Origin of the sequence: Azospirillum sp. 11R-A, assembly GCF_049472615.1 — a bacterium.
GTDB classification, from domain to species: domain Bacteria; phylum Pseudomonadota; class Alphaproteobacteria; order Azospirillales; family Azospirillaceae; genus Azospirillum; species Azospirillum palustre.
This window is the reverse complement of record NZ_JBCEBL010000011.1, coordinates 199,255-221,847: the sequence shown is the minus strand read 5'-3', so window position 1 is coordinate 221,847 and position 22,593 is coordinate 199,255. Positions and strand designations below refer to the sequence as shown.

The 22,593-nt window shown below is 67.6% G+C and carries 21 protein-coding genes; 5 read left to right on the top strand and 16 right to left on the bottom strand.

Going from position 1 to position 22,593, the window contains the following annotated elements:
* From VH569_RS17225 to VH569_RS17180, 10 genes are all read right to left on the bottom strand, one after another.
* Positions 1 to 568: hypothetical protein (locus tag VH569_RS17225; protein ID WP_423316434.1), on the bottom strand; the 568-nt coding region annotated here is incomplete at its 3' end.
* Between the two features lie 105 nt (positions 569 to 673).
* Positions 674 to 1,375 carry a hypothetical protein gene (locus tag VH569_RS17220; RefSeq protein WP_423316432.1) on the bottom strand — a complete coding sequence of 234 codons (702 nt, stop codon included), beginning with the start codon at positions 1,373 to 1,375 and terminating at the stop codon, positions 674 to 676.
* Positions 1,376 to 1,431: 56 nt separating this feature from the next.
* Complete coding sequence (gene cydB / locus VH569_RS17215) at positions 1,432 to 2,451, bottom strand: cytochrome d ubiquinol oxidase subunit II (protein WP_423316430.1); 1,020 nt, start codon at positions 2,449 to 2,451, stop codon at positions 1,432 to 1,434.
* 5 nt (positions 2,452 to 2,456) lie between these two features.
* Positions 2,457 to 3,854, bottom strand: coding sequence for a cytochrome ubiquinol oxidase subunit I (locus VH569_RS17210; RefSeq protein WP_423316428.1), 1,398 nt, complete (start codon positions 3,852 to 3,854; stop codon positions 2,457 to 2,459).
* A gap of 211 nt (positions 3,855 to 4,065) precedes the next feature.
* Positions 4,066 to 4,692 (bottom strand): MarC family protein, encoded by a 627-nt coding sequence (locus tag VH569_RS17205; protein ID WP_246306991.1) that lies wholly within the window; start codon positions 4,690 to 4,692, stop codon positions 4,066 to 4,068.
* A gap of 67 nt (positions 4,693 to 4,759) precedes the next feature.
* The gene (locus tag VH569_RS17200; protein ID WP_423316427.1) at positions 4,760 to 5,452 is read right to left on the bottom strand and encodes a DUF2161 family putative PD-(D/E)XK-type phosphodiesterase; all 693 of its coding nucleotides are present in this window, start codon (positions 5,450 to 5,452) and stop codon (positions 4,760 to 4,762) included.
* Positions 5,453 to 5,713: 261 nt separating this feature from the next.
* Positions 5,714 to 5,893 (bottom strand): type II toxin-antitoxin system CcdA family antitoxin, encoded by a 180-nt coding sequence (locus VH569_RS17195; protein WP_423316425.1) that lies wholly within the window; start codon positions 5,891 to 5,893, stop codon positions 5,714 to 5,716.
* Positions 5,893 to 8,046, bottom strand: coding sequence for a methylmalonyl-CoA mutase (gene scpA, locus VH569_RS17190; RefSeq protein WP_423316423.1), 2,154 nt, complete (start codon positions 8,044 to 8,046; stop codon positions 5,893 to 5,895). The genes VH569_RS17195 and scpA overlap by 1 nt, the downstream gene beginning before the upstream one ends.
* A 132-nt stretch (positions 8,047 to 8,178) precedes the next feature.
* Positions 8,179 to 10,179 carry an acetyl-CoA carboxylase biotin carboxylase subunit gene (locus VH569_RS17185; protein WP_423316421.1) on the bottom strand — a complete coding sequence of 667 codons (2,001 nt, stop codon included), beginning with the start codon at positions 10,177 to 10,179 and terminating at the stop codon, positions 8,179 to 8,181.
* Positions 10,180 to 10,190: 11 nt separating this feature from the next.
* Positions 10,191 to 11,723, bottom strand: coding sequence for an acyl-CoA carboxylase subunit beta (locus VH569_RS17180; protein WP_376962500.1), 1,533 nt, complete (start codon positions 11,721 to 11,723; stop codon positions 10,191 to 10,193).
* A 230-nt stretch (positions 11,724 to 11,953) separates the two neighbouring features.
* Between VH569_RS17180 and VH569_RS17175 the strand changes: the two genes are divergently transcribed.
* Positions 11,954 to 13,402 (top strand): helix-turn-helix domain-containing protein, encoded by a 1,449-nt coding sequence (locus VH569_RS17175; protein ID WP_423316420.1) that lies wholly within the window; start codon positions 11,954 to 11,956, stop codon positions 13,400 to 13,402.
* Here VH569_RS17175 and VH569_RS17170 read toward each other — a convergent pair.
* A complete protein-coding gene (locus VH569_RS17170; protein WP_423316419.1) occupies positions 13,374 to 14,840 on the bottom strand; it encodes a diguanylate cyclase in 1,467 nt (488 codons plus the stop codon). The two genes, VH569_RS17175 and VH569_RS17170, sit on opposite strands and share 29 nt — an antisense overlap.
* 216 nt (positions 14,841 to 15,056) lie before the next feature.
* Here VH569_RS17170 and VH569_RS17165 point away from each other — a divergent pair, with 216 nt between their 5' ends.
* The gene (locus VH569_RS17165; RefSeq protein ID WP_423316418.1) at positions 15,057 to 15,935 is read left to right on the top strand and encodes a response regulator; all 879 of its coding nucleotides are present in this window, start codon (positions 15,057 to 15,059) and stop codon (positions 15,933 to 15,935) included.
* 30 nt (positions 15,936 to 15,965) lie between these two features.
* Here VH569_RS17165 and VH569_RS17160 read toward each other — a convergent pair whose 3' ends face one another.
* The 4 genes from VH569_RS17160 to petA form a co-directional block, all read right to left on the bottom strand.
* Positions 15,966 to 16,517 carry a DUF924 family protein gene (locus VH569_RS17160; RefSeq protein ID WP_423316417.1) on the bottom strand — a complete coding sequence of 184 codons (552 nt, stop codon included), beginning with the start codon at positions 16,515 to 16,517 and terminating at the stop codon, positions 15,966 to 15,968.
* Positions 16,518 to 16,629: 112 nt separating this feature from the next.
* Entirely contained in the window at positions 16,630 to 17,391 is a 762-nt protein-coding gene (locus VH569_RS17155; protein ID WP_423316416.1) for a cytochrome c1, read from the bottom strand.
* Positions 17,391 to 18,659, bottom strand: a complete 1,269-nt coding sequence (locus tag VH569_RS17150; RefSeq protein ID WP_423316415.1) for a cytochrome b — start codon at positions 18,657 to 18,659, stop codon at positions 17,391 to 17,393. The genes VH569_RS17155 and VH569_RS17150 overlap by 1 nt, the downstream gene beginning before the upstream one ends.
* 30 nt (positions 18,660 to 18,689) lie before the next feature.
* The gene (gene petA, locus VH569_RS17145) at positions 18,690 to 19,259 is read right to left on the bottom strand and encodes a ubiquinol-cytochrome c reductase iron-sulfur subunit (protein WP_109049602.1); all 570 of its coding nucleotides are present in this window, start codon (positions 19,257 to 19,259) and stop codon (positions 18,690 to 18,692) included.
* A gap of 271 nt (positions 19,260 to 19,530) precedes the next feature.
* Between petA and VH569_RS17140 the strand changes: the two genes are divergently transcribed.
* Both VH569_RS17140 and hemF read left to right on the top strand, forming a co-directional pair.
* Positions 19,531 to 20,034 (top strand): tRNA (cytidine(34)-2'-O)-methyltransferase, encoded by a 504-nt coding sequence (locus tag VH569_RS17140; RefSeq protein WP_423316438.1) that lies wholly within the window; start codon positions 19,531 to 19,533, stop codon positions 20,032 to 20,034.
* Positions 20,031 to 20,918: an oxygen-dependent coproporphyrinogen oxidase gene (gene hemF / locus VH569_RS17135; RefSeq protein WP_423316414.1), complete on the top strand. Its 888-nt coding sequence runs from the start codon at positions 20,031 to 20,033 to the stop codon at positions 20,916 to 20,918. The genes VH569_RS17140 and hemF overlap by 4 nt, the downstream gene beginning before the upstream one ends.
* Positions 20,919 to 20,946: 28 nt before the next feature.
* Here hemF and VH569_RS17130 read toward each other — a convergent pair whose 3' ends face one another.
* Positions 20,947 to 21,282 carry a hypothetical protein gene (locus tag VH569_RS17130; RefSeq protein WP_423316413.1) on the bottom strand — a complete coding sequence of 112 codons (336 nt, stop codon included), beginning with the start codon at positions 21,280 to 21,282 and terminating at the stop codon, positions 20,947 to 20,949.
* A 139-nt stretch (positions 21,283 to 21,421) separates the two neighbouring features.
* On the opposite strand from VH569_RS17130, the gene VH569_RS17125 reads away from it, so the two are divergent.
* Positions 21,422 to 22,570 (top strand): DNA topoisomerase IB, encoded by a 1,149-nt coding sequence (locus tag VH569_RS17125; RefSeq protein WP_423316412.1) that lies wholly within the window; start codon positions 21,422 to 21,424, stop codon positions 22,568 to 22,570.
* The last annotated feature ends 23 nt before the right edge of the window (positions 22,571 to 22,593 follow it).

The following is a 22,593-nucleotide window of genomic DNA, read 5'->3' as shown; positions in this document are numbered from 1 at the left end:
CGCGCGCCGGCCCCCTCACCCTCCCCACGCCTGCGGCGCGGGTCCCCTCCCTCTCCCCGGGGGAGAGAGGGCGATCCACCGTCTGCTCACATAGTGCATCGGAAAGGTCGTCCTCGAGTTCGGGGACGGGCTGACGAACCGGTTGCGTGGTTTGCCGTTTTGAGGCTGGGGCGGCGAGCCCGTCGAGGATGCCGAGCCGGTCGGCCAGCCAGCGCACGGTCGACGGATCGCCGGAGGAGACCAGCCGTTCGATCTGCTCGACGACCAGACTGCGCAGCGAGGACAGGCGCAGGTCGGCCTCGCGGCGCAACGCCTGCCGCTCCCACCACACCCTGTGACGGAAATCCTTGGAGCCGTAGTAAGCGCGCCACAGGGTGGTGCGGCTGCATCCCATGGCGCGGGCGACATAGAGGAAGCTGCTGCCGCGCGCCAGCATGCCGGCGGCCATGATCCACTGCTCCTCATGGAACTGCGAACCGGGGACCAGAGAGCCTTCGGACGGCACCGGCGGCTCCTCCGCCCACACCGGGAAATGGTCGTTTGCAAGGGTACGGCTGTCGAGGGCCATGGCGTCGCTCCGCAGGCAGGGGGAATCCTGCGGAGATTATAGGAATTATTTCTTGCATTGGTGGATTTTGTGCAAAAGCGGGAGCAGAGGCTGCCCCCGGTACCTTTACGCATTCCCCTCCGGAATCATCCCGGCCAATCCCCCGGCCGCGCCGCCGGCGGCGCGCACCGACGCCCCAGCGCCGCTAGCGGCGCGCACCGACGCCAGCGTCAGCGCATGCCAGTAGAGGTCCAGCAGGGCCGCCGGCATGCCGTCCTGCTCATGACCCTCCATCGGCAGGATGGCGGCGGCATGGGCCAGCGCCGCGGTGGCGGCATTCGGGCTGCGCGACACCGCGTCGCCCAGCAGCCCCAGCGTCTGGCCCAGTGCCGCGGCGTCGAAGCGCAGCAGGGCGGGCGGCACGGTGATCTGCGCCTCGCCGCCGCGCAGGCGGCCGACAGCGATGTAGACATGCAGCAGGTCGGGCCGCTCCTCCGGCCGCAGCAGGGCGGCGACGATGCGGTTGCCGGTCAGCGGGCCGGTGCCGTCGAACTCGTACATGGTGGCGCGCTCGCCCTGGCGGGTGGCGGCAAGGCCGGCGAGGCGGGCGGTCAGCGGCTCGCCCGCGCGGCGGTTGGCCTCGTCGAACAGAGCGGGGTGGCTGCCGCCCTCGCTCAGCACCACCAGCGGCGCGTCGGTCGCCGCGGCGGCGGCCAGCAGGCGGGCCAGCACGGCGAAGGGATCGCCGCCCGGCGCATCCGCCTCCGCGTCCAGCAGGCCGGCGCCACGGCGCAGCATGGCCTCGGCGAAGCTGATGTCGTTGTCCATGGCGGATCCCTTTCCCGTCCGAAGGCGCCCTTTTTAGGCCGGGGCGCCTCCTCCGCTCAATGGTATCCGAAGGCCCCCGTCACCTTTCCGCGGAAGACCCAGTAGGAATAGGCGGTGTAGCCCAGGATCGACGGGATCAGGAAGGCCATGCCGACCAGCAGGAACACCTGCGTCTTGGGCGGGGCCGCCGCCTCCCACACGGTGACGCCGGGCGGGATCAGATGCGGCCACAGGCTGATGGCGAGGCCGAGGTAGGACAGGGCGAACAGCGCCATCGACAGCACGAAGGGCGCGACCTCCCGGCTGTTGTCGATGGCCCGCCACAGGGCGAAGGCCAGCACCGCGGTGACGATGGGCACCGGCGCCAGGAAGAACAGGTTGGGCAGCGAGAACCAGCGCAGGGCGATCTGTGGCAGCAGGAAGGGCGTCCACAGGCTGACCACGGCGACGCCGACGAGAACCACCAGCATCAGCCGCCGCGCCATGCGGAAGCACCAGTCCTGCAACGGCCCGATGGTCCGCCAGATCAGCCAAGTCGCCCCCAACAGCGCATAGCCCACCACCAGCGCCGCCCCGCAGAACAGGGAGAAGGGGGAGAGCCAGTGCAGCATGCCGCCGACGAACTGCCGCTCATAGACCGGGATGCCCTGGATGAAGGAACCGAGCACGACGCCCTGCGCGAAGGTGGCCAGCAGCGATCCGACGAAGAAGGAGCGGTTCCACCAGTGCCGGCCCGCCCGCGCCTTGAAGCGGAACTCGAAGGCGACGCCGCGGAAGATCAGGGCGATCAGCATGACCAGCAGCGGCAGGTACATCGCCGGCAGGACCACGGCATAGGCGATGGGGAAGGCGGCGAACAGGCCCGCCCCGCCCAGCACCAGCCAGGTCTCGTTGAAGTCCCAGACCGGCGCCACCGTGTTCATCATGGTGTCGCGGTCCTCCTCCGTCGGGGCGAAGGGGTAGAGGATGCCGATGCCGAGGTCGAAGCCGTCCATCAGCACATACATGAACACCGCGAAGCCGACGATCCCGACCCAGATCAGGGTCAGCAGGCTTCCTTCCGCAATTTCCTGCATGGGGTTCACTCCGCGGCTTCGATGGAAGAGTCGGCGGCCGACAGCGGGCGCTTCGGGCTCTGCGCCTCCGGCGGTGGCTTCGCGTCATGGGCATGGGTCGGGCCGGCGTGCAGCAGGCGGATCAGGTAATAGGTGCCGGCGCCGTAGATGAGGGTGTAGGCGACGACGAAGGAGACCAGCGAGACCAGCGCCGCCTCGGCGGTCAGGGACGGGGTCACCGCGTCGGCGGTGCGCAGATGGCCGTAGACGACCCAGGGCTGGCGCCCGATCTCGGTGGTGAACCAGCCGGCCAGGATGGCGACGAAGCCGATCGGCATGCAGCCGACCAGGATGCGGTTGAACCAGTCGCTGCTGTAGAGCCGGCCGCGGACCCTCAGCACCAGATGCACCGCTGCCACCGTCAGCATCAGGAAGCCGATGCCGACCATCAGGCGGAAGGTCCAGAAGACGATGCGCGGGTCGGGCCGCTCGTCGGCCGGGAACTGCTTCAGGCCGGGAACGCTGCCGTTGAAATCGTGGGTCAGGATCAGACTGGACAAAGCGGGGATGCCGATCTCCAGATGGTTGGTCTCCGTCTCCACGTCGGGGATGGCGAACAGCACCAGCGGCGCCCTTGGGCCGCCCTCCCAGTTGCCTTCCATCGCCGCAATCTTGGCCGGCTGATGCTCCAGCGTGTTCAGCCCATGCTCGTCGCCGAGGAAGATCTGCAAGGGCGCCAGCACGGTGATGAGGGCGAGCGCCATGCCGAGCCCCAGCCTGGCATGGTCGAAATGCCGGCGCTTCAGCAGATAGAAGGCGCTGATGCCGGCGACGACGAAGCTGGTGGTCAGGAACATCGCCGTCACCATGTGGGCGAGGCGGTAGGGGAAGGACGGGTTGAACACCACCTGCCACCAGTCGGTGACGAAATAGCGGCCGTCCTTGATCTCGAAGCCGGCCGGGGTGTGCATCCAGCTGTTGGCCGACAGGATCCAGAAGGATGACAGCAGCGTGCCCAGCGCCACCAGACAGGCCGCCATCAGGTGGATACCGCGCGGCACCCGGTCGCGCCCGAACAGCAGGATGCCGAGGAAAGCGGCCTCCAGGAAGAAGGCGGTCACCACCTCGTACTGGATCAGCGGGCCAAGGACGTTGCCGACGGTGTCGGACCAGCGGCTCCAGTTGGTGCCGAACTGGTAGGACATGACGATGCCCGACACCACCCCCAGCCCGAAGGACAGCGCGAAGATGCGGGTCCAGAACTCCGACAGGCTGCGGTAGATGCCCTTGCCGGTGCCGACCCACAGCGCTTCCAGAAGCGCGATCCAGCAGGCGAGCCCGACCGTGAAGCTGGGAAACAGGATGTGGAAGGAGATCGTGAACGCGAACTGAATCCGCGACAGGATCAACGGGTCGAGGTCCATGGCCGCCGCCTCTTGTGTTTGGGCGCGATGATACGCCTGCGCCGGAACAAGAGCCGGCGCGGACGTGGCAGGAGGCCATGTAGAGTGGGCGATTGGGCCGGAAAGGGGGACTGGTCTTTCGGGCTTGAGCAGGACTACGGGAAGCGGTAGCGAGGAAGCGCCGGCAGAGGCGCACTGCCCCTTTGGACGATTCGATCAGTGGGGCGGCCAATCAATGTGGGGGATAGACCGCGGTGATGCCGGAAATCACCGTCTGCGCGGCCAGCGCCGCCAGCACGATGCCGAGCACCCGGCTGACCGTGTGGATCACCGTGCGGCCCAGCAGGCGCCCGACCCGGTCGGCGCCCAGCAGGATCAGCGTCACCCCGCCGATCACCGTCGCCGCCGCCCCCAGCACGCTGACCTGTCCCGCCGCCGTGGTGCCGACGCGGTCCATCAGCAGCAGGATGGAGGTGATGGCGCCCGGACCGGCGATCAGCGGCACCGCCAGCGGGAAGACGGCGATGTCGTGCGCGTCTTCGTCGGTCATCGCCTCGCCAGTGTCGCGCTCCTTGCGTTCGGAGCGCTTGGCGAACAGCATCTCGAAGGCGATCCAGAACAGGAGCGCCCCGCCGGCGATGCGGAAGGCCGGCATCTCGATGGACAGGGTCTGCAACACGACCTTGCCGAAATAGGCGAAGAAGACCAGCACGACGAAGGCGATGGCGGTGCCGCGCAAGGCGATGATCCGCTTGTGACGGTCGTCGAAGCCGCGGGTCAGCGCGATGAACAGCGGCACCAGCCCCGGCGGATCGACGACGACGAAAAAGACGACGAGATTGCTGATGTAGTCCGACAAAGCGGGCTCCAGCCTTTTGTGATCGTGGATTGGGTGGCGACGATCATAGGCTTGGCGGTGCGGAGTGTCACGCCTCCGCCAGGGCATGGGCGAACGCCTCCACCCCCTGGACACCGGCCGGGGTCAGGCCGTAGGTGCCGCGCCCGACCCGCTCGAACCAGCCATAGACATTGCGCAGCAGCATCGGCCCGACATCCTTCGGCGCCCCGGCCTTGCGCAAAGCCGCGACGGTCAGCGGCCCGCCGCGCAGCAGGCGGGCGATGCGCAGCGCGTCCTGGCGGTAGGCGGTGACGATGGCGACGCGGGTGGAGCCGCCGCGGTTGGGATCGCCGACCCGGCGGGCATGCTCGCCGAGCAGGCGATGAGTGCGCTTCTTATCCTTGCGCGGGGTGTAGGGGATGGGGTCGAGCAGCACGGCGACCTGCCGCCCCTCGGCAAGCCCCGGATCGACCATCAGCAGGCCGAGCCCCAGCCGCCGGCAGAGCTTCTTGACGTCGCCGTCGAGCGGAGACGGCCCGGTCGCCTTGCGCCCCGGCTGCGGCACGGCGAGATAGACGCTGTCGCTGACCGCCAGCCGGTCCACCCCCTGGAGCACGAGATCGAGGGTGAAGCGCTTCTTCAGCTCGACGATCACCGGCGGCTCGTCCCCCCGCGTGGCGACGAGATCGCAGCCGCGGATCTCCGCCTTCACGTCGTAACCCTGGGCTTCGAGGAAGGCTTTGACGGGGGCGTAGAGGTCGGTTTCTGCGGTGACGGTCATGCGTCGAAGAACCGCGAATCCGCCTCTCCCCCCCGCTCACGCGCAAACTTCGTTTGCGCTGACGCGACAGGCGGATCGAAGATCCGCCGAAAGCGGGGAGAGGTCGGCCGGCACCACCGGCCGGGTGAGGGGGGCGGACCCTCGCCCGCTTGCGGGAGAGGGTGGCTGCGCAGCAGCCGGGTGAGGGGCCTTGCGTTGCTTGAGGAATCCTCGAAGCGGCTCCCCCTCACCCCGACCCTCTCCCCGGGGGGGAGAGGGGGACTAGAACAGACGTCTACCGTCGCCGAAAAGGCCGTACTTGTCGACAAACTCATCGTAAGCCTTGAAGGCTTCACGGTTTTCCTCAGTCCAGCGTTGCTTCTCGGCTTCGGTCATACGCGCTCTCTTGCGGCGCGCGCAAGCTTCCGAAGCCGAAGAGTCGTGCCGATCATCCGACGTCATCACGCCGCCGTCTTCTGCTTGCGCAGGATGCCGAGGATGTCCGACGCTGCCTTCGGGATGTTGGTGCCCGGTCCGTAGATGGCCGCGGCACCCGCCTTGTAGAGGAAGTCGTAGTCCTGCGGCGGGATCACGCCGCCGCACACCACCAGGATGTCGCCGGCGCCCTGGCGGCGCAGTTCCTCGATCAGCTGCGGCACCAGCGTCTTGTGGCCGGCGGCTTGGCTCGACACGCCGATGACGTGGACGTCGTTCTCCACCGCCTGCCGCGCCGCCTCGTCCGGGGTCTGGAACAGCGGGCCGATGTCGACGTCGAAGCCGATGTCGGCGAAGCTGGTGGCGATCACCTTGGCGCCGCGGTCGTGGCCGTCCTGGCCCATCTTCACCACCAGGATGCGCGGCCGGCGGCCTTCGTCGGCGGCGAAGGACGCCACCTCCTCCTGGATCTTTTTGAAGCCTTCGTCGCCCTCATAGGCCGAGCCGTAGACGCCCGACACCGAGCGGATGACGGCGACATGGCGGGTGAAGGCCTTTTCCAGCGCGTCGGAGATCTCGCCGACGGTGGCGCGGGCGCGGGTGGCCTCGACCGACAGGGCCAGCAGGTTGCCGGTCTTCGCCGCGGCGGCCTCGGTCAGCGCCGCCAGCGCCGCCTGGCATTTGGCCTCGTCGCGGGTGGCGCGGATCTGCTTCAGGCGGGCGATCTGCGCCTCGCGGACGGCGGTGTTGTCGATGTCCAGCACGTCCACCCCCTCGGGGTTTTCCGGACGGTACTTGTTGACGCCGACGATCACCTCCTCGCCGCGGTCGATGGCGGCCTGACGGCGGGCGGCGGCCTCCTCGATCAGCAGCTTGGGCATGCCGCTCTCGACCGCCTTGGTCATGCCGCCCATCTCCTCGACCCGGCCGATCAGCTCCAGCGCGGCGTTGGCGAGGCTGTGGGTCAGATGCTCGATGTAGAAGGAGCCGCCGAGCGGATCGACCACCTTGGTGACGCCAGCCTCCTCCGCGATGATCAGCTGGGTGTTGCGGGCGATGCGGGCCGAGGTCTTGGTCGGCAGGCCCAGCGCCTCGTCGAAGGCGTTGGTGTGCAGCGACTGGGTGCCGCCCAGCACCGCCGCCATCGCCTCAATGGTGGTGCGGATGACGTTGTTGTAGGGGTCCTGCTCGGTCAGCGAGACGCCGGAGGTCTGGCAATGGGTGCGCAGCGCCAGGGAACGAGCGTCCTTCGGCTGGAACTTCTCCTGCATCAGGGAGGACCACAGCAGGCGCGCGGCGCGCAGCTTGGCGATCTCCATGAAGAAATTCATGCCGATGGAGAAGAAGAAGGACAGGCGCGGCGCGAACTTGTCGACCGGTAGCCCCTTCGACATCGCGGCACGGACATACTCAAGGCCGTCGGCGATGGTGAAGGCCAGCTCCTGCACCGCCGTCGCGCCGGCCTCCTGCATGTGATAGCCGGAGATCGAGATCGAGTTGAACTTCGGCATGTGCTGGGAGGTGTACTCGATGATGTCGGCGATGATCCGCATCGAGGGTTCGGGCGGGTAGATGTAGGTGTTGCGGACCATGAACTCCTTAAGGATGTCGTTCTGGATGGTGCCGCTCAGCTTGTCCTGGCTGACGCCCTGCTCTTCCGCCGCGACGATGTAGCCGGCCAGGATCGGCAGCACGGCGCCGTTCATGGTCATCGACACCGACATCTTGTCGAGCGGGATGTCGGCGAACAGGACCTTCATGTCCTCGACGCTGTCGATGGCGACGCCAGCCTTGCCGACATCGCCGACGACGCGCGGATGGTCGCTGTCATAGCCGCGGTGGGTGGCGAGGTCGAAGGCCACCGACAGGCCCATCTGGCCGGCCTTGAGGTTGGCCTTGTAGAAGGCGTTCGACTCCTCCGCGGTGGAGAAGCCGGCATATTGCCGGATGGTCCAGGGCTTCACCGCGTACATCGTGGCGCGCGGGCCGCGGGTGAAGGGGGGGAAGCCCGGCAGGGTGTCCAGCTCCAGCCCTTCCAGATCGGCGGCGGTGTAGAGCGCCTTGACGTCCAGCCCCTCCGGGGTCTTCCAGACCAGCTTGGAAATGTCGCCGTCGGCGCCGAGATCCTTGGCGGCCAGCTTGTCCCAGTCGGCAAGGGTCTTCTGCGGGAACTCGGTCATCGACGCCTCCTGATGGCTTCTTATGGCGCAGGTAATGTTGGCAGTGCGGTCCCCCCGATGCCCCCCATCCGGCGTCCGGATGGGGGGCAGGGGCGACGCTTCCTCTCGATTGCGTTTCTTATTCTTATACGGTTACGCGAATTCCACGATCTTCTGATCGACCGCCAGGCTGCTGCCCGGCGCCGCGTGGATTTTCGCGACCGTCCCGTCCTGCGACGCGCGCAGAATGTTCTCCATCTTCATCGCCTCGACCACGGCCAGCACTTCGCCGGCCTTGACCTCCTGGCCTTCCGACACCGACAGCGACACCAGCAGTCCCGGCATCGGCGACAGCAGGAACTTCGACATGTCCGGCGGCGCCTTGACCGGCATCAGGGCGTCCAGCTTGGCCGCCTTCGGCGTCAGCACCTTGACGATGGCCTGCGACCCGCTGTGGTGCAGGCGATAGCCGATGCCGACGCGGTCGATCTGGACGCAGACATGCCGGCCGTTCACCGTTCCGCGGAACAGCGGCTCGCCGATCTGCCAGTCGCTCCGCACCGTGTGGTGCGTGCCGTCGACATCGACGGTGTAGCCGATGCGCTGCCCATTGCCCTCGGCGGCATGCAGGTGAACCGGATGCTGGGTGCCGTCGAGCACCACCACCCAGTCGCCGCGCACCGTCACCTTGTTGCCGGGCATCTTGCCGGAGATCTGGTTGTCGCGGTCGTTCAGGCTGCGGTGGATAACCGCCGCCACCGCGACCAGCACCGCCGGGTCTTCCGGCGGCAGGTCCGAGGCGTGGAAGCCGTTCGGATATTCCTCGGCGATGAAGTTGGTGGTCAGCCGCCCGTCGACGAAACGCTGGTTCGCCATCAGCGAGGCCAGGAACGGGATGTTGTGGCTGACGCCGCGGATGTAATACTGGTCCAGCGCCTCGCGCATTTCACCGATGGCCTCGTCGCGCGTCTGCCCCCAAGTGCAGAGCTTGGCGATCATCGGATCGTAATACATCGAGATCTCGCCGCCCTCGAACACGCCGGTGTCGACGCGGACATGGCCGTCGGCGGCCGGCGGCCGGTAATGGGTCAGGCGGCCGGTCGAGGGCAGGAAGTTGCGGAAGGGATCCTCGGCATAGACGCGCGCCTCGACGGCCCAGCCGTTGAGCTGCACGTCCTCCTGGCGGAGCGTCAGTTTCTCGCCGGCGGCGACGCGGATCATCAGCTCGACGAGGTCGAGGCCGGTGATCAGCTCGGTGACCGGATGCTCGACCTGGAGGCGGGTGTTCATCTCCAGGAAGTAGAAGTTGCGCTCGGCATCGACGATGAATTCCACCGTGCCGGCCGACTTGTACTGCACCGCATTGGCCAGTGCGACGGCCTGCTCGCCCATCGCCTTGCGGGTGGCGGCGTCGAGGAACGGGCTCGGCGCCTCCTCGATGACCTTCTGGTGGCGGCGCTGGATCGAGCATTCGCGCTCGTGCAGGTACAGGCAGGTGCCCTGCCCGTCGGCCAGCAGCTGGATTTCGATGTGGCGCGGCTGCTGGATGTACTTCTCGACGAAGACGCGGTCGTCGGCGAAGCTGGAGCGCGCCTCGTTGGTGGCCGAGCGGAAGCCCTCGCGCGCCTCCTCGTCGTTCCAGGCCACGCGCATGCCCTTGCCGCCGCCGCCGGCCGAGGCCTTGATCATCACCGGATAGCCGATGTCGCGGGCGATGGTCACCGCTTCCGAATCGTCGGCGATGACGCCGAGATAGCCGGGGACGGTGGAGACGCCGGCGGCCTTGGCCAGCTTCTTGGACTCGATCTTGTCGCCCATCGCCTGGATGGCGTGGGCGTCCGGGCCGATGAAGGCGATGCCGGCAGCCGCCAGCGCCTCCTGGAACTCGCGCTTCTCCGACAGGAAGCCATAGCCGGGATGGACGGCCTGGGCGCCGGTCCGCTTGCAGGCATCCACGATCCTGTCGATCAGCAGATAGCTCTGGGCGGACGGGGCGGCGCCGATGTGGACGGCCTCGTCGGCCATCTCGACATGGAGCGCGTTCCTGTCGGCGTCGGAATAGACCGCGACGGTCTTGATGCCCATGCGGCGTGCCGTGCGGATGACGCGGCAGGCGATCTCGCCACGGTTGGCGATGAGGATCTTCTCGAACATGCTGCCGGCCCTCACAGCGGAATGTTGTCGTGCTTGCGCCAGGGGGTCTGGAGCTGCTTGTTCTTCAGCATGGACAGCGCCTTCGTGATGCGGCGGCGGGTCCCGTGCGGCATGATCACGTCGTCGATGTAACCGCGCGACGCGGCGACGAAGGGATTGGCGAATTTCTGCCTGTACTCTTCCGTACGCGCCTCGATCTTCTCGGCGTCGCCGATGTCGCTGCGGAAGATGATCTCGACGGCGCCCTTGGCGCCCATCACCGCGATTTCAGCCGACGGCCAGGCATAGTTGAGGTCGCCGCGCAGATGCTTGGACGACATCACGTCGTACGCGCCGCCGTACGCCTTGCGGGTGATGACGGTCACCTTCGGCACGGTCGCCTCGGCGTACGCGTACAGCAGCTTGGCGCCGTGCTTGATGATGCCGCCATATTCCTGGCTGGTGCCGGGCATGAAGCCGGGGACGTCGACCAGGGTCAGGATCGGGATTTCGAAGGCATCGCAGAAGCGGACGAAGCGCGCCGCCTTCTTGGAGCTGTCGATGTCGAGGCAGCCGGCCAGGACCATCGGCTGGTTTGCGACGATGCCGACCGTGGAGCCGTTCATCCGGGCGAAGCCGATCAGGATGTTCTTGGCGTATTCCGGCTGGAGTTCAAAGAAGTCGCCCTCGTCGACGATCTTGAGGATCAGCTCCTTCATGTCGTAGGGCTTGTTCGGGTTCTCCGGCACCAGCGTGTCGAGCGAGAAGTCCTCGCGGTCGAGCGGGTCGGCGCAGGGGCGGACCGGCGCCTTCTCGCGGTTCGACGACGGCAGGAAATCGACGAAGCGGCGCAGCTGGAGCAGCGCCTCGACATCGTTCTCGAAGGCCAGATCGGCGACGCCCGACTTGGTGGAGTGGGTGACGGCGCCGCCCAGCTCCTCGGCGGTCACGACCTCGTGGGTGACCGTCTTCACCACGTCGGGGCCGGTGACGAACATGTAGGAGCTGTCCTTCACCATGAAGATGAAGTCGGTCATGGCCGGCGAGTACACCGCACCGCCGGCGCACGGCCCCATGATGAGGGAAATCTGCGGGATGACGCCCGAGGCATCGACGTTGCGCTGGAACACCTCGGCATAGCCGCCGAGCGAGGCGACGCCCTCCTGGATACGGGCGCCGCCGCTGTCGTTCAGGCCGATGACCGGGGCGCCGACCTTCAGCGCCTGATCCATGATCTTGCAGATCTTCTCGGCATGCGCTTCGGACAGCGCGCCGCCGAAGACCGTGAAGTCCTGGCTGAAGACGAAGACGAGGCGGCCGTTGACGGTGCCGTGGCCGGTGACCACGCCGTCGCCCGGAACCTTCTGGTTTTCCATGCCGAAGTCGATGCAGCGGTGTTCGACGAACATGTCGAACTCCTCGAACGACCCTTCGTCGAGGAACAGCTCGATCCGCTCGCGCGCGGTCAGCTTGCCTTTGGCGTGCTGGCCGGCGATGCGCTTCTCACCGCCGCCCAGCCGCGCCGCGGCGCGCTTGGACTCCAACTTGGCCAGAATGTCTTGCATCGGGCGTTCCCATTATGTGGCGTCGCAGTGACGGTCCCTGCCCCGGCGCCTAGCGACGCAATCATTCACCGGAACGCCGCGGATTATTCACAAACTTCGCAGCGCTTCAAACAGCCTCTTCGCAAAAACGTGCGAAGTTGCGAAGCCCTTTGCAAATGCCGGTTTGCGCTTGCTAAGATTGCGAAGAACGGCTGATTTCCAAGGCCGGCGCCGGGCAGGAATTTATACGCATGCAAAAGAAGCTGTTCCTTGGCTACAAGCTGCGCCGCCTGCGCGAGCAGCGCGGCCTGACCCAGGCGTCGCTTGCCAAGACGCTGGAGCTTTCCCCCAGCTATCTCAACCAGTTGGAGAACAACCAGCGCCCGCTGACCCTGCCGGTGCTGATGCGGATCGCCGCCACCTTCGAGCTGGAGCTGTCCGCCTTCCTGGAGGACGAGGACAGCCGGCTGGTCTCCGACCTACGCGAGGCGCTGGCCGACCCGCTGTTCGCAGGCGCCCCGCTGACCGCGGCGGAACTGCGCAGCGTGGTGGGGTCCAGCCCGGAACTGGCCCGCCGGGTGCTCAGCCTGCATCAGGCCTATCAGAAGCTGCATGAGCGGGTGCAGTCGCTGACCGACAGCCTGTCCAACAGCGAGCAGGGCGACAGCTTCGCCGGTCCGCAATTCCCCTATGAGGAGGTGCGGGACTATTTCCACTACTGCAACAACTACATCGGTCCGCTGGACGAGGCGGCGGAGCGGCTGTGGGACACCGAGAAGATCCATTCCGGATCGCTGCTGAACGAACTGGCCGCCTATCTGAAGCGGCGCCACGACGTGCGGGTGAAGATCGTCGCCGACGAGGCGGGCGACACCGCCATGCGCAGCTACGATGCCACCACCGGCACGCTGCGGCTGTCGGCCCTGCTGACCAGTTCCAGCCGCGCCTTCCACATGGCGAACCAGATCGCGCTGCTGGAGTTCGGCGACCAGATCGACGATCTGGTGGAGCAGGCGAAATTCTCCAGCGAGGATGCGCGGTCGATCTGCCGGGTCGGGCTCGCCAATTATTTCGCCGGGGCGCTGGTGCTGCCCTACCGTGCCTTCGCGGCCCAGGCCCGCGCCCTGCGTCATGATGTGGAGCAGTTGCAAAGCCGCTTTTCCGCCAGCTTCGAGCAGGTCTGCCACCGGCTGTCCACCCTGCAACGGCCGGGGGCGCGCGGCCTGCCCTTTTATTTCGTGCGGGTCGACATGGCCGGCAACATCACCAAGCGCCATTCGGCGACGCGCTTCCACTTCGCCCGCTTCGGCGGCGCCTGCCCGCTGTGGAACGTGCACGAGGCCTTCGCCCAGCCCGGCAAGATCCTGGTGCAGTTCGCCCAGATGCCGGACCGCACCGCCTATATCAGCATCGCCCGCACGGTGACCAAACGCGGCGGCGCCTATCTGAAGCCGTCACGGCAATTCGCCGTCGGGCTGGGCTGCGAGGCCAGCCACGCACCGGAGCTGGTCTATGCCGCCGGCATCGACATCACCGACATGAAGGCGGCGGTGCCGATCGGCGTGAACTGCCGCCTGTGCGAACGCACCGACTGCCAGCAGCGCGCCTTCCCGCCGATCGGCAGCGAACTGCGGGTGAACGAGCATCACCGCAGCTTCGTGCCCTACCTGTTCAATCCGCCGGACACGCCGTCCGGCTGAACGCCCTGCCGGGCCGACCGTCGCCCTCACCGCCGCCGCCGTCGCTGTCGTCGCTGTCGAGGACGACGCGGTCTCGCCCCTCGTCCTTCGCCCGGTACAGCGCGTTGTCGGCCCGGATCAGCAGGCGGTCCATGCTGTCGCCGTCGCGGACTCCGGCGACGCCGAAACTGCCGGTCTGCCGGTGGCCGTTGGAGAAGTCGTAGCCGCGGATCGTCCGGCGCAGCCGCTCGGCCAGGGCGAAGGCCGCTTCCGGTCCCGCCTCCGGGCACAGGATCAGGAATTCCTCGCCGCCCCAGCGGCCGACCGTGTCGGTGCCGCGCAGCGCCTGGCGGGCCAGTGCGGCGAATTCGATCAGCACCCGGTCGCCGAAGACATGGCCATAGCGGTCGTTGACCTGCTTGAAATGGTCCAGATCTATGAGGATGATCGAGAACGGCCTGCCGTAACGGGCGGCGCGCTCCATCTCCGCACGGCAGACGTCGTTCAGATGGCTGCGGTTGGCAAGGCCGGTCAGCACATCGGTGCGCGACTGCACCCGCAGCCGCTCGTTCACCCGCATCAGCTTCACGATCCAGAACAGGCTGGTCAGGATGACCGCCGCCGGGATGGCCAGCAGCTTCGCCAGCGTCCACGGATCGAGCGGCGACTGCACCTGGATGGCGACATGGCGGTTGGCGATGGCGGTCCGTTCGGCGGCGGAAATCGTCCGGACGCCGCGGTCCAGCGCCGCCAGCAGCTCCGGCTCGTCCCGGCGGACGCCGATGCGCAGCAAATTCTCATAGCCCGGCAGATGGCCGGCGACCTTCAGGTTGAACCAGCCGGCCGTCTTGATGGTGAAGACGGCGACGGTCAGCGACCGCAGCGTCATGTCGGCCTTGCCGTGGGACACCATGGCGAAGGCCTCCGCCTCGCTGTCGACCACGACGATGCGCAGGTCGGGAAAGTCGCGGCGCACCCGCTCCTCGGTCGAGGTTCCCTTGGGAAGCACCATCGTCTCGCCGCCGAGGCCGGCGAGATCGGCGATGAAGTCGTGGCTTTCCCGCGTCACCAGCACGTTGGGATCGACGAACAGCGGCTCGGTGAAGGCCAGCCATTCCTCCCGCTTCGGCGTCCGATTGAGAAAGCTGAGGAAGCGGCAGCGCCCGTCCCGCACCGCCGCCAGGCTGTCCTCCCAGTCGCGGGTCGGCAGCGGGCTGAGCGCAAGCCCGGAACGCTCCGACACCAGGGCCAGCAGGTCGGCGGCGATCCCCTGGTGCCTGCCGTCGGCGGTGATGGTTTCGTAAGGGGCCCAGTCGGGGTCGGCGCAGTAGGTCACGCTTCCGTCGGCGCTCCCGGCGCCATAGGCCGTCGCGGCAATCAGGAGATGAACCGGAACCGCCAGGACCGCCAGACATTGCAGCAGCCGCCTTACCGCTCTCCCGGACATCGAATCTGCCATACAGCCACTTCTCCGGCGCCGGTCGACGCAGCCTGGTCGGCTTACCCAAGTATGTCCCGGCAGGATAACGCTCTTTTCCACGCGCGGCTCGCGAAATGATGCCGCGCTGGCCCGCAACTTGCTGAGAATTGGTCGCAAGATCGGCCGGATCGCGGACCTCGGTCCTTTTCTGACCCGATCGATGCAAGCTGCTTTGCATTTTGCCAATGGCGGGCCATGAACGGTGACATTCTGCATCACGCCCCCCACCACAGGGGGACGGCGTTCGCTCCGGAAGCGATGGCCCGCATGCTGGCGGTTTCCACCACGGCCCTGGCGCAGGGGCGGGGGATCAGCCTGGATGTCGGCGTTCTGACCGGCACGCCGCCGCGCCTGATCGGCAATGCCGAGACCGTCAGCAGCCTGTGCAACGCGCTGGCGGCGAGCGCCATCGCCAGCGCCGCGCCGGGCCGGCTCGGCCTGCGGCTCTCGGCGCTGCCGGCCGGCGAGGATTCGGTCGTTTTCCGGGCGGAGCTGCATGGCCGCTACGAGGCGAAATGCGAAGACGGCTTCAACAAGGATTTCATGCGCCGCCTGCTGGCGGGCCTGGGCGCGCAGATGAGCGTGACCGAGGAGGCCGACGGATCGCGGCGCGCGGTGCTCGACATGCCGGCGGCCCTGCCCTCCCGCACCACCGACGGCGAGCTGCTGATGAACTGGGCGCGGTCGCGCGGCGGCCGGCTGCTGGTGGTGGACGACAGCGCCACCAACCGCATGGTGGTGGCCGGGCTGCTCGCCAAGGCCGGCTTCTCGGTCGAGACCGCCAATGGAGGGGTGGAAGCGGTGGAGGCGGTCGCCCAGGCGCCGGTGCCGCCCGAGGCGGTGCTGATGGACGTGGCGATGCCCGACATGGACGGGGCCACCGCCACCGCCACCATCCGCCGGATGGGCGACGACCGGGCACGCATCCCGATCATCGCCGTCACCGCCAACGCCCAGCCCGAGGACCGCATCCGCTGCCTGGCGGCCGGGATGAACGACTATCTGACCAAGCCGGTCCGCCGTGCCGACCTGCTGGGCGCGCTGGAGCGCTGGCTGGCGCCGCAGCCCGCTTGATGTCGCTGGCGGCCTGAGGAACGCAGGTCCTCAGAAGGAGGAATCCGGCTCCTTGAGGAACGCCTCCTCCTCCGGCGTGTTCGCACGGCCGAGGACGGCATTGCGGTGGGGAAAGCGGCCGAAGCGCCCGACGATCTCGCGGTGGCGTTCGGCATAGCGGATCGTCGTCTCGTCGCCCACCCGCCCGGTGAACAGCGCGACGGAGCGCTCCTGGCTGCCCATGTCCTCGTGATGCTCGAAGGGCAGGTAGAGGAAGGTCCGCTCGTCCTCGTTGCATTCCAGATCGAAGCCGTTGGCGACGGCATGCTCGCTCACCCCCCGCGCCTTGGCGTCGGTGGCGAAGGCGCGCGGGTCGTCGCGGAACATGTTGCGCGGCACCTGATCGAGCAGCACGCACAGCGCGATGCAGCCGTCGACATCCTCGATCCAGTCATCGTAGTCGCCGCGGGCCGCCGCCTCGTAATGCGGGCCCAGCGTGTCGGCCACCGCCCGGTCGAAGCTGGCCGACCTGCGGAACCAGTAGGGCTTCATCGCCTCGTCGAACCAGAAATCGACGATCTCGTCGATCAGACTGTCCACCATTGTCTTCTCCGCCTTGCCTTGCGTCGCCCGACGACACGCTCCCCCAAAAAGAACAGGGCGCCCGAAGGGGCGCCCTGTCCAGATACCAATTGCCTCGACCGAACCGTCAGGCTCAGTGCAGCGTGCTCCACAGCTTGCGCTTGGCGGCGTACATCAGGCCGGCCAGCACCAGCAGGAACAGGATGACCTTGACGCCCATCTGCTTGCGGGCATCGAGGTGCGGTTCCGCGACGAAGGTCAGGAAGGTCGCCACGTCGTGCGCCTGCTGCTCCACCGTCGCCTTGGTGCCGTCGGCGAAGGTGACGCCGTCGGGCTGCAGGATGTTCGGCATGCCGACCTGATGGCCGGGGAACACCTTGTTGTAGTTCATGCCGGGCATCACATGGACGTCGGCCGGCGGCTCCTCGAACCCGGTCAGGAAGGCGTAGAGGTAATCCTCGCCGCCGACGCGGGCCTTCGCCATCAGCGACAGGTCCGGCGGCAGAGCGCCGTTGTTCGACGCGCGGGCCGCCTGGTCGTTGGCGAACGGCGACGGGAAGCGGTCGGCCGGGAGACCCGGACGCATGAACATCTCGCCCGCGTCGTTCGGACCGGCCTGCATCTCGTAGCCGGCGGCGATGCCCTTCAGCTCGTCTTCCTTGAAGCCGATGCCGGCCAGCGTGCGGATCGGCACCAGACGCATGGAATGGCAGGCCGAGCAGACTTCCTTGTAGATCTGGAAGCCGCGCTGGGCCGCCGACTTGTCGATGGTGCCGAAGATGCCGGCATGCGGCCAGTTCTGCTTGGGGATGTGCACGCCTTCGGCGGCCTGAGCGGCCCCGGCGATGCCGAGAGCCAGCGCCGCCGAGAGGATTGCAGTCTTCAACGCGCGCATCAGGCCTTCTCCATCGGCTTGGCATGGGCGCCGGCGGCGATGCTGCCCCCGCCCTTCAGAATGGACTCGGAGATGCTGTTGGGAAGCGGACGCGTGCGTTCCAGCTTGCCCAGCACCGGCAGCAGGACCAGGAAGTGGAAGAAGTAGTAGAAGGTGCCGATGCGCGCGATCAGCAGCCAGGAGCCCTCGGCCGGCATGGCGCCGGCATAGCCCAGGATCAGGGCGTCGATGGCCAGGATCCAGAAGAACTGGCGGTAGACCGGGCGGAACTTGCAGCTGCGGACCTTGGAACGGTCGAGCCACGGCAGGAAGGCCAGCAGCGCGATCGAGCCGAACATCGCCAGCACGCCGCCCAGCTTGTCCGGGATCGCGCGCAGCATGGCGTAGAAGGGCAGGAAATACCATTCCGGCACGATGTGCGCCGGGGTCACCAGCGGGTTGGCCGGGATGTAGTTGTCCGGATGGCCCATGTAGTTCGGCATGAAGAACACGAACACCGCGAAGACGATCAGGAAGACCACCACCGCGAAGCCGTCCTTCAGCGTGACGTACGGGTTGAACGGAACGGTGTCCTGCGGGCCCTTCGGGTCGATGCCGAGCGGGTTGTTCGAGCCGCAGACATGCAGCGCCGCCGTGTGCAGGATCACCAGACCCAGCAGGACGAAGGGCAGCAGGAAGTGCAGCGCGAAGAAGCGGTTCAGCGTCGGGTTGTCGACCGAGAAGCCGCCCCACAGCAGCGTGACGATGGGGTCGCCGACGATGGGGAAGGCCGAGAACAGGTTCGTGATGACGGTGGCGCCCCAGAAGCTCATCTGGCCCCACGGCAGCACGTAGCCCATGAAGGCGGTGCCCATCATGACGAGGAAGATGATGACGCCGAGGATCCACAGGATCTCGCGCGGGGCCTTGTAGGAGCCGTAATAGAGCGCGCGGAACATGTGGATGTAGACGGCGATGAAGAACATCGACGCGCCGTTGGCGTGCACGTAGCGGATCAGCCAGCCGTAATTGACGTCGCGCATGATGCGCTCGACCGAATCGAAGGCCAGCGAGGTGTGGGACGAGTACTGCATCGCCAGGAACAGGCCCGTGGCGATCATGATCATCAGCATGATGCCGGCAATCGCACCGAACGCCCACAGATAGTTGACGTTCCGCGGCATCGGGTAGTGGTTGTACTCGTGATCCAGCATCGTGAAGATCGGCAGGCGGCTGTCGATCCAGTTCACGACCGGATTCTTGAACTTGGTGGCTTGAACCTGAGCCATCTCGGGGGTCTCCAGAACCGTTGGGCCGCGTTAACCGAGCCGGATCTTGGTATCGCCGGTGAAGGCGTACGTCGGAAGGACAAGGTTGGCGGGGGCCGGGCCCTTGCGGATGCGCCCAGCGGTGTCGTAGTGCGAGCCGTGGCAGGGGCAGAACCACCCGCCGTAGTCGCCGCGCGGATCGGTGACCTTCTGCCCGAGCGGCACACAGCCCAGATGCGTGCAGATGCCGATGACGATCAGCCATTCAGGCTTCTTCACGCGGGCATCGTCGGCAACCGGATCGCGCAGATCGCCAAGATTGACCTTCTTGGCGGACTCGATCTCCTCGGCGGTGCGGTGGCGGACAAAGACAGGCTTTCCGCGCCAGGTGACCGTGATCGCCTGACCTTCGGCCACGGGGGCCAGATCGACGTCGATGGAGGCAAGCGCCAGGGTGTCGGCCGCCGGGTTCATGCTGTCGATGAAGGGCCAGGCCGCCGAGGCCGCCCCGACGACACCGACCGCACCGGTGGCAAGATACAGAAAATCGCGGCGGGAACCCCCCTCGCCGCTGGAGGCCGCGTGGCCACCCGTCCCGGGCGGATGCGTGGTCTGAGCCATAAGCCTGTTTCTCCTCAAGGCATGCCCGACGCCCTTTGCCCGCGCCGGACGACCGATGGACCGTTTTTATGCATGACACGGCACGCCCGCCCGCCGAAGGAAAAACCCTCAGGCATGCCGCATCGGTCCGGAGTGGGTATCTCCAGCTTCTGCGCTGCGGTATACCGTCGCGTCGACATCTTGAAAAGTCCTTGGCCGGGAGACAATTTGTCGCGTGTACAGGGGCAAGAACATTTGTATGCAAAACAAACACTTCGAGGCAAGGCCCGCGTTGCGCCTTGTGCTGTTCGAACCCGACATTCCGCAGAACGCCGGAACGCTGATGCGACTCGCAGCCGGGCTGGGGGTGGCTTTGGATCTGATCGAGCCCTGCGGCTTCGTGCTGGATGACCGGCGGTTGCGCCGCGCCGGGATGGACTATCTCGACCATCTCGACTGGACCCGGCACAGCTCGTGGGCCGCGTACCGCGCGGCTCCGCAGGGCGGCCGGCTGGTGCTGCTGACCACGCGGGCGGCGATCCCCTACACCGATTTCCGCTTCGCCCCTGGCGACCGCCTGCTGGTCGGCCGCGAGAGCGCAGGCGTGCCCGACGAGGTGCATGACGCCGCCGACGCCCGGCTGGTGATCCCGATGGTGCCGCCTGCCCGCTCCTTGAACGTTGCGGTCAGCGCGGCGATGGTGTTGGGTGAGGCCTTGCGGCAGACTGCCGCATGGGATGGGCGGCAGTCTGCCGCGCTCCGCTCCGATGCTCCCGCACAGCCGGAAACGCCATGACAGCCGCAACGACTGCCGACTCCAGCACCGTCGAAGAGCGCAAGGCCCGCGTCGCCGCCTGGTTCAAGGACCTGCGCGACCGCATCTGCGCGTCCTTCGAAGCGCTGGAGGACGAGCTGACCGGCACCCATGCCGACCTGCCCCCCGGCCGGTTCGAGCGCAAGAGCTGGAGCCGCCCCGACCATGCCGGCGGCGAAGGCGGCGGCGGCACCATGTCGGTGATGAAGGGCCGGGTGTTCGAGAAGGTCGGGGTCAACATCTCGACCGTCCACGGCACCTTCAGCCCGGAATTCCGCGCCAACATCCCCGGTGCGGCCGAGACCGGCGAATTCTGGGCGGCGGGCATCAGCCTGGTCGCGCACATGCGCTCGCCGCTGGTCCCGGCGACCCACATGAACACCCGCCACATCGTGACCACCAAGGGCTGGTTCGGCGGCGGCGCCGACCTGACGCCGATGATGGAGGACGAGCGGGACACCGCCGACTTCCACGCCGGCCTGCGCGCCGCCTGCGACCGGCACGACCCGGACTATTACCCGCGCTACAAGGAGTGGTGCGACCGCTATTTCTTCCTGCCCCACCGCGGCGAGGCGCGCGGCGTCGGCGGCATCTTCTTCGACAACCTCGAGTCGGGCGACTGGGAAGCGGATTTCGCCTTCACCCGCGATGTCGGCACCGCCTTCCTCGACAGCTACGCCGCCCTGGTCCGCCGGCACATGAACCGGCCCTGGACCGCCGAGGAGCGCGAACACCAGCTGGTCCGCCGCGGCCGCTATGTCGAGTTCAACCTGCTCTACGACCGCGGCACCACCTTCGGCCTGAAGACCGGCGGCAACACCGAGGCGATCCTGATGAGCCTGCCGCCCGAGGTGAAGTGGCCGTGATCCGGCTGGGCTGACTTGACGGCCCGGCCTAACGGCGCTGTCCCATCTGGAGCCAGGGCGCCCAGGCCTGCCGCACCATCTCGCCCCACAGCCGCATCGGCGCCATCCACAGATCGGCCGCGGCCGACCCCATCGGGTTGGCGCCGCCCTGCCCGGTCCGCGCACCGAAAGCGGGGCCGGCCAGCAGCAGCGGGTTCATCATGGCGGGGGCCAGCATGCCGGCGACGGCGTCGAAGGACGGCGTGGCGCGCAACTGGATGGCGATGACCTCCGCCCCATCCTCTCCGGCCTCGCGGTGCCTGATCTGGATTTCCAGGTTCGGCAGATGGGCGGTCAGAATCGTCTCGTCCGGCTTGCGGTCCATGGTCTGGCGCTCCAATCGGATTCGGGTCGGGAAGTCGTCGGGATCTTGCGTCGCAACACTACGATTTTTGCAACTGCGAAGAAACCCTCTCCGAAGGGGGTAGTGGAAACCAACGCCCGTTCCGGCCGTTGTTGGCCTTATGGACAGCCCCCTTCCCCCGCCCGATGGCGCCACATCCGATGCCGCATCCGATAAGGACGGCCCCTCTCCCGAACAGGAAGCCGCCTGCGCCGGGCTGAGCTACAGCGCCGACGAGACGCCGGGCATCCGGCGGCGGCGCTACGGCAAGGGCTTCCGCTTCCTGTGGCCGGACGGTAGCCCGGTGACCGAGGAGGACACGCTGGCGCGCATCAGGAAGCTGGCGATCCCGCCGGCCTACAAGGACGTCTGGATTTGCCCCGATCCCGACGGCCATCTCCAGGCGACCGGCCGCGACGCCAAGGGGCGCAAGCAGTACCGCTACCACCAGCGCTGGACCGAGCTGCGCGAGGGCACCAAGTTCGGCCGCATGGTGGAGTTCTGCCACGCCCTGCCGAAGCTGCGCGAGCGGGTGAACGCCGATCTCGGCCGGCGCGGCCTGCCGCGGGAGAAGGTGCTGGCGGCGGTGGTGCGGCTGCTGGAAACCACGCTGATCCGCGTCGGGAACGAGGCCTATGCCCGCGAGAACCGCAGCTATGGCCTGACCACCCTGCGCGACGACCATGCCGAGATCGAGGGGACCGAGGTCCGCTTCTCCTTCAAGGGCAAGTCGGGCAAGGAGTGGAACGTCGCGTTGAAGGACCGGCGGCTGGCGCGCGTCGTCGCCGCCTGCCGCGATGTGCCGGGGGATGAGCTGTTCCAGTATCTCGACCGCGACGGCCAGCGCCACGCCGTGACCTCCGGCGACGTGAACGCCTATCTGCGCGAGGCGACCGGCGCCGACTTCACCGCCAAGGACTTCCGCACCTGGGCCGGCACGGTGCTGGCCGCCATGGCATTGCGGGAATTCGAGAGCTTCGACAGCGCCAGCGCCGCCAAGCGCAACGTCACCCGCGCCATCGAGCAGGTCGCCACCCGCCTGGGCAACACCCCCAGCGTCTGCCGCAAGAGCTACGTCCATCCCGAAGTGCTGGACGCCTATCTGGAAGGCGGCCTGCTGGCCTCGCTGAAGCAGGAGGTGGAGGCGGAACTGCGCGACGATCTGGCCGGCCTGAGCGGCGAGGAGGCCGCCGTGCTGGCCTTCCTGCGCGAAAGGCTGGAGCGGGAAACGGCGGCGCGGGCGCGGGAAGGCGCGCGGCGGAAGAAGTAGGGGGCGGGGGGAGCATCGCCAGC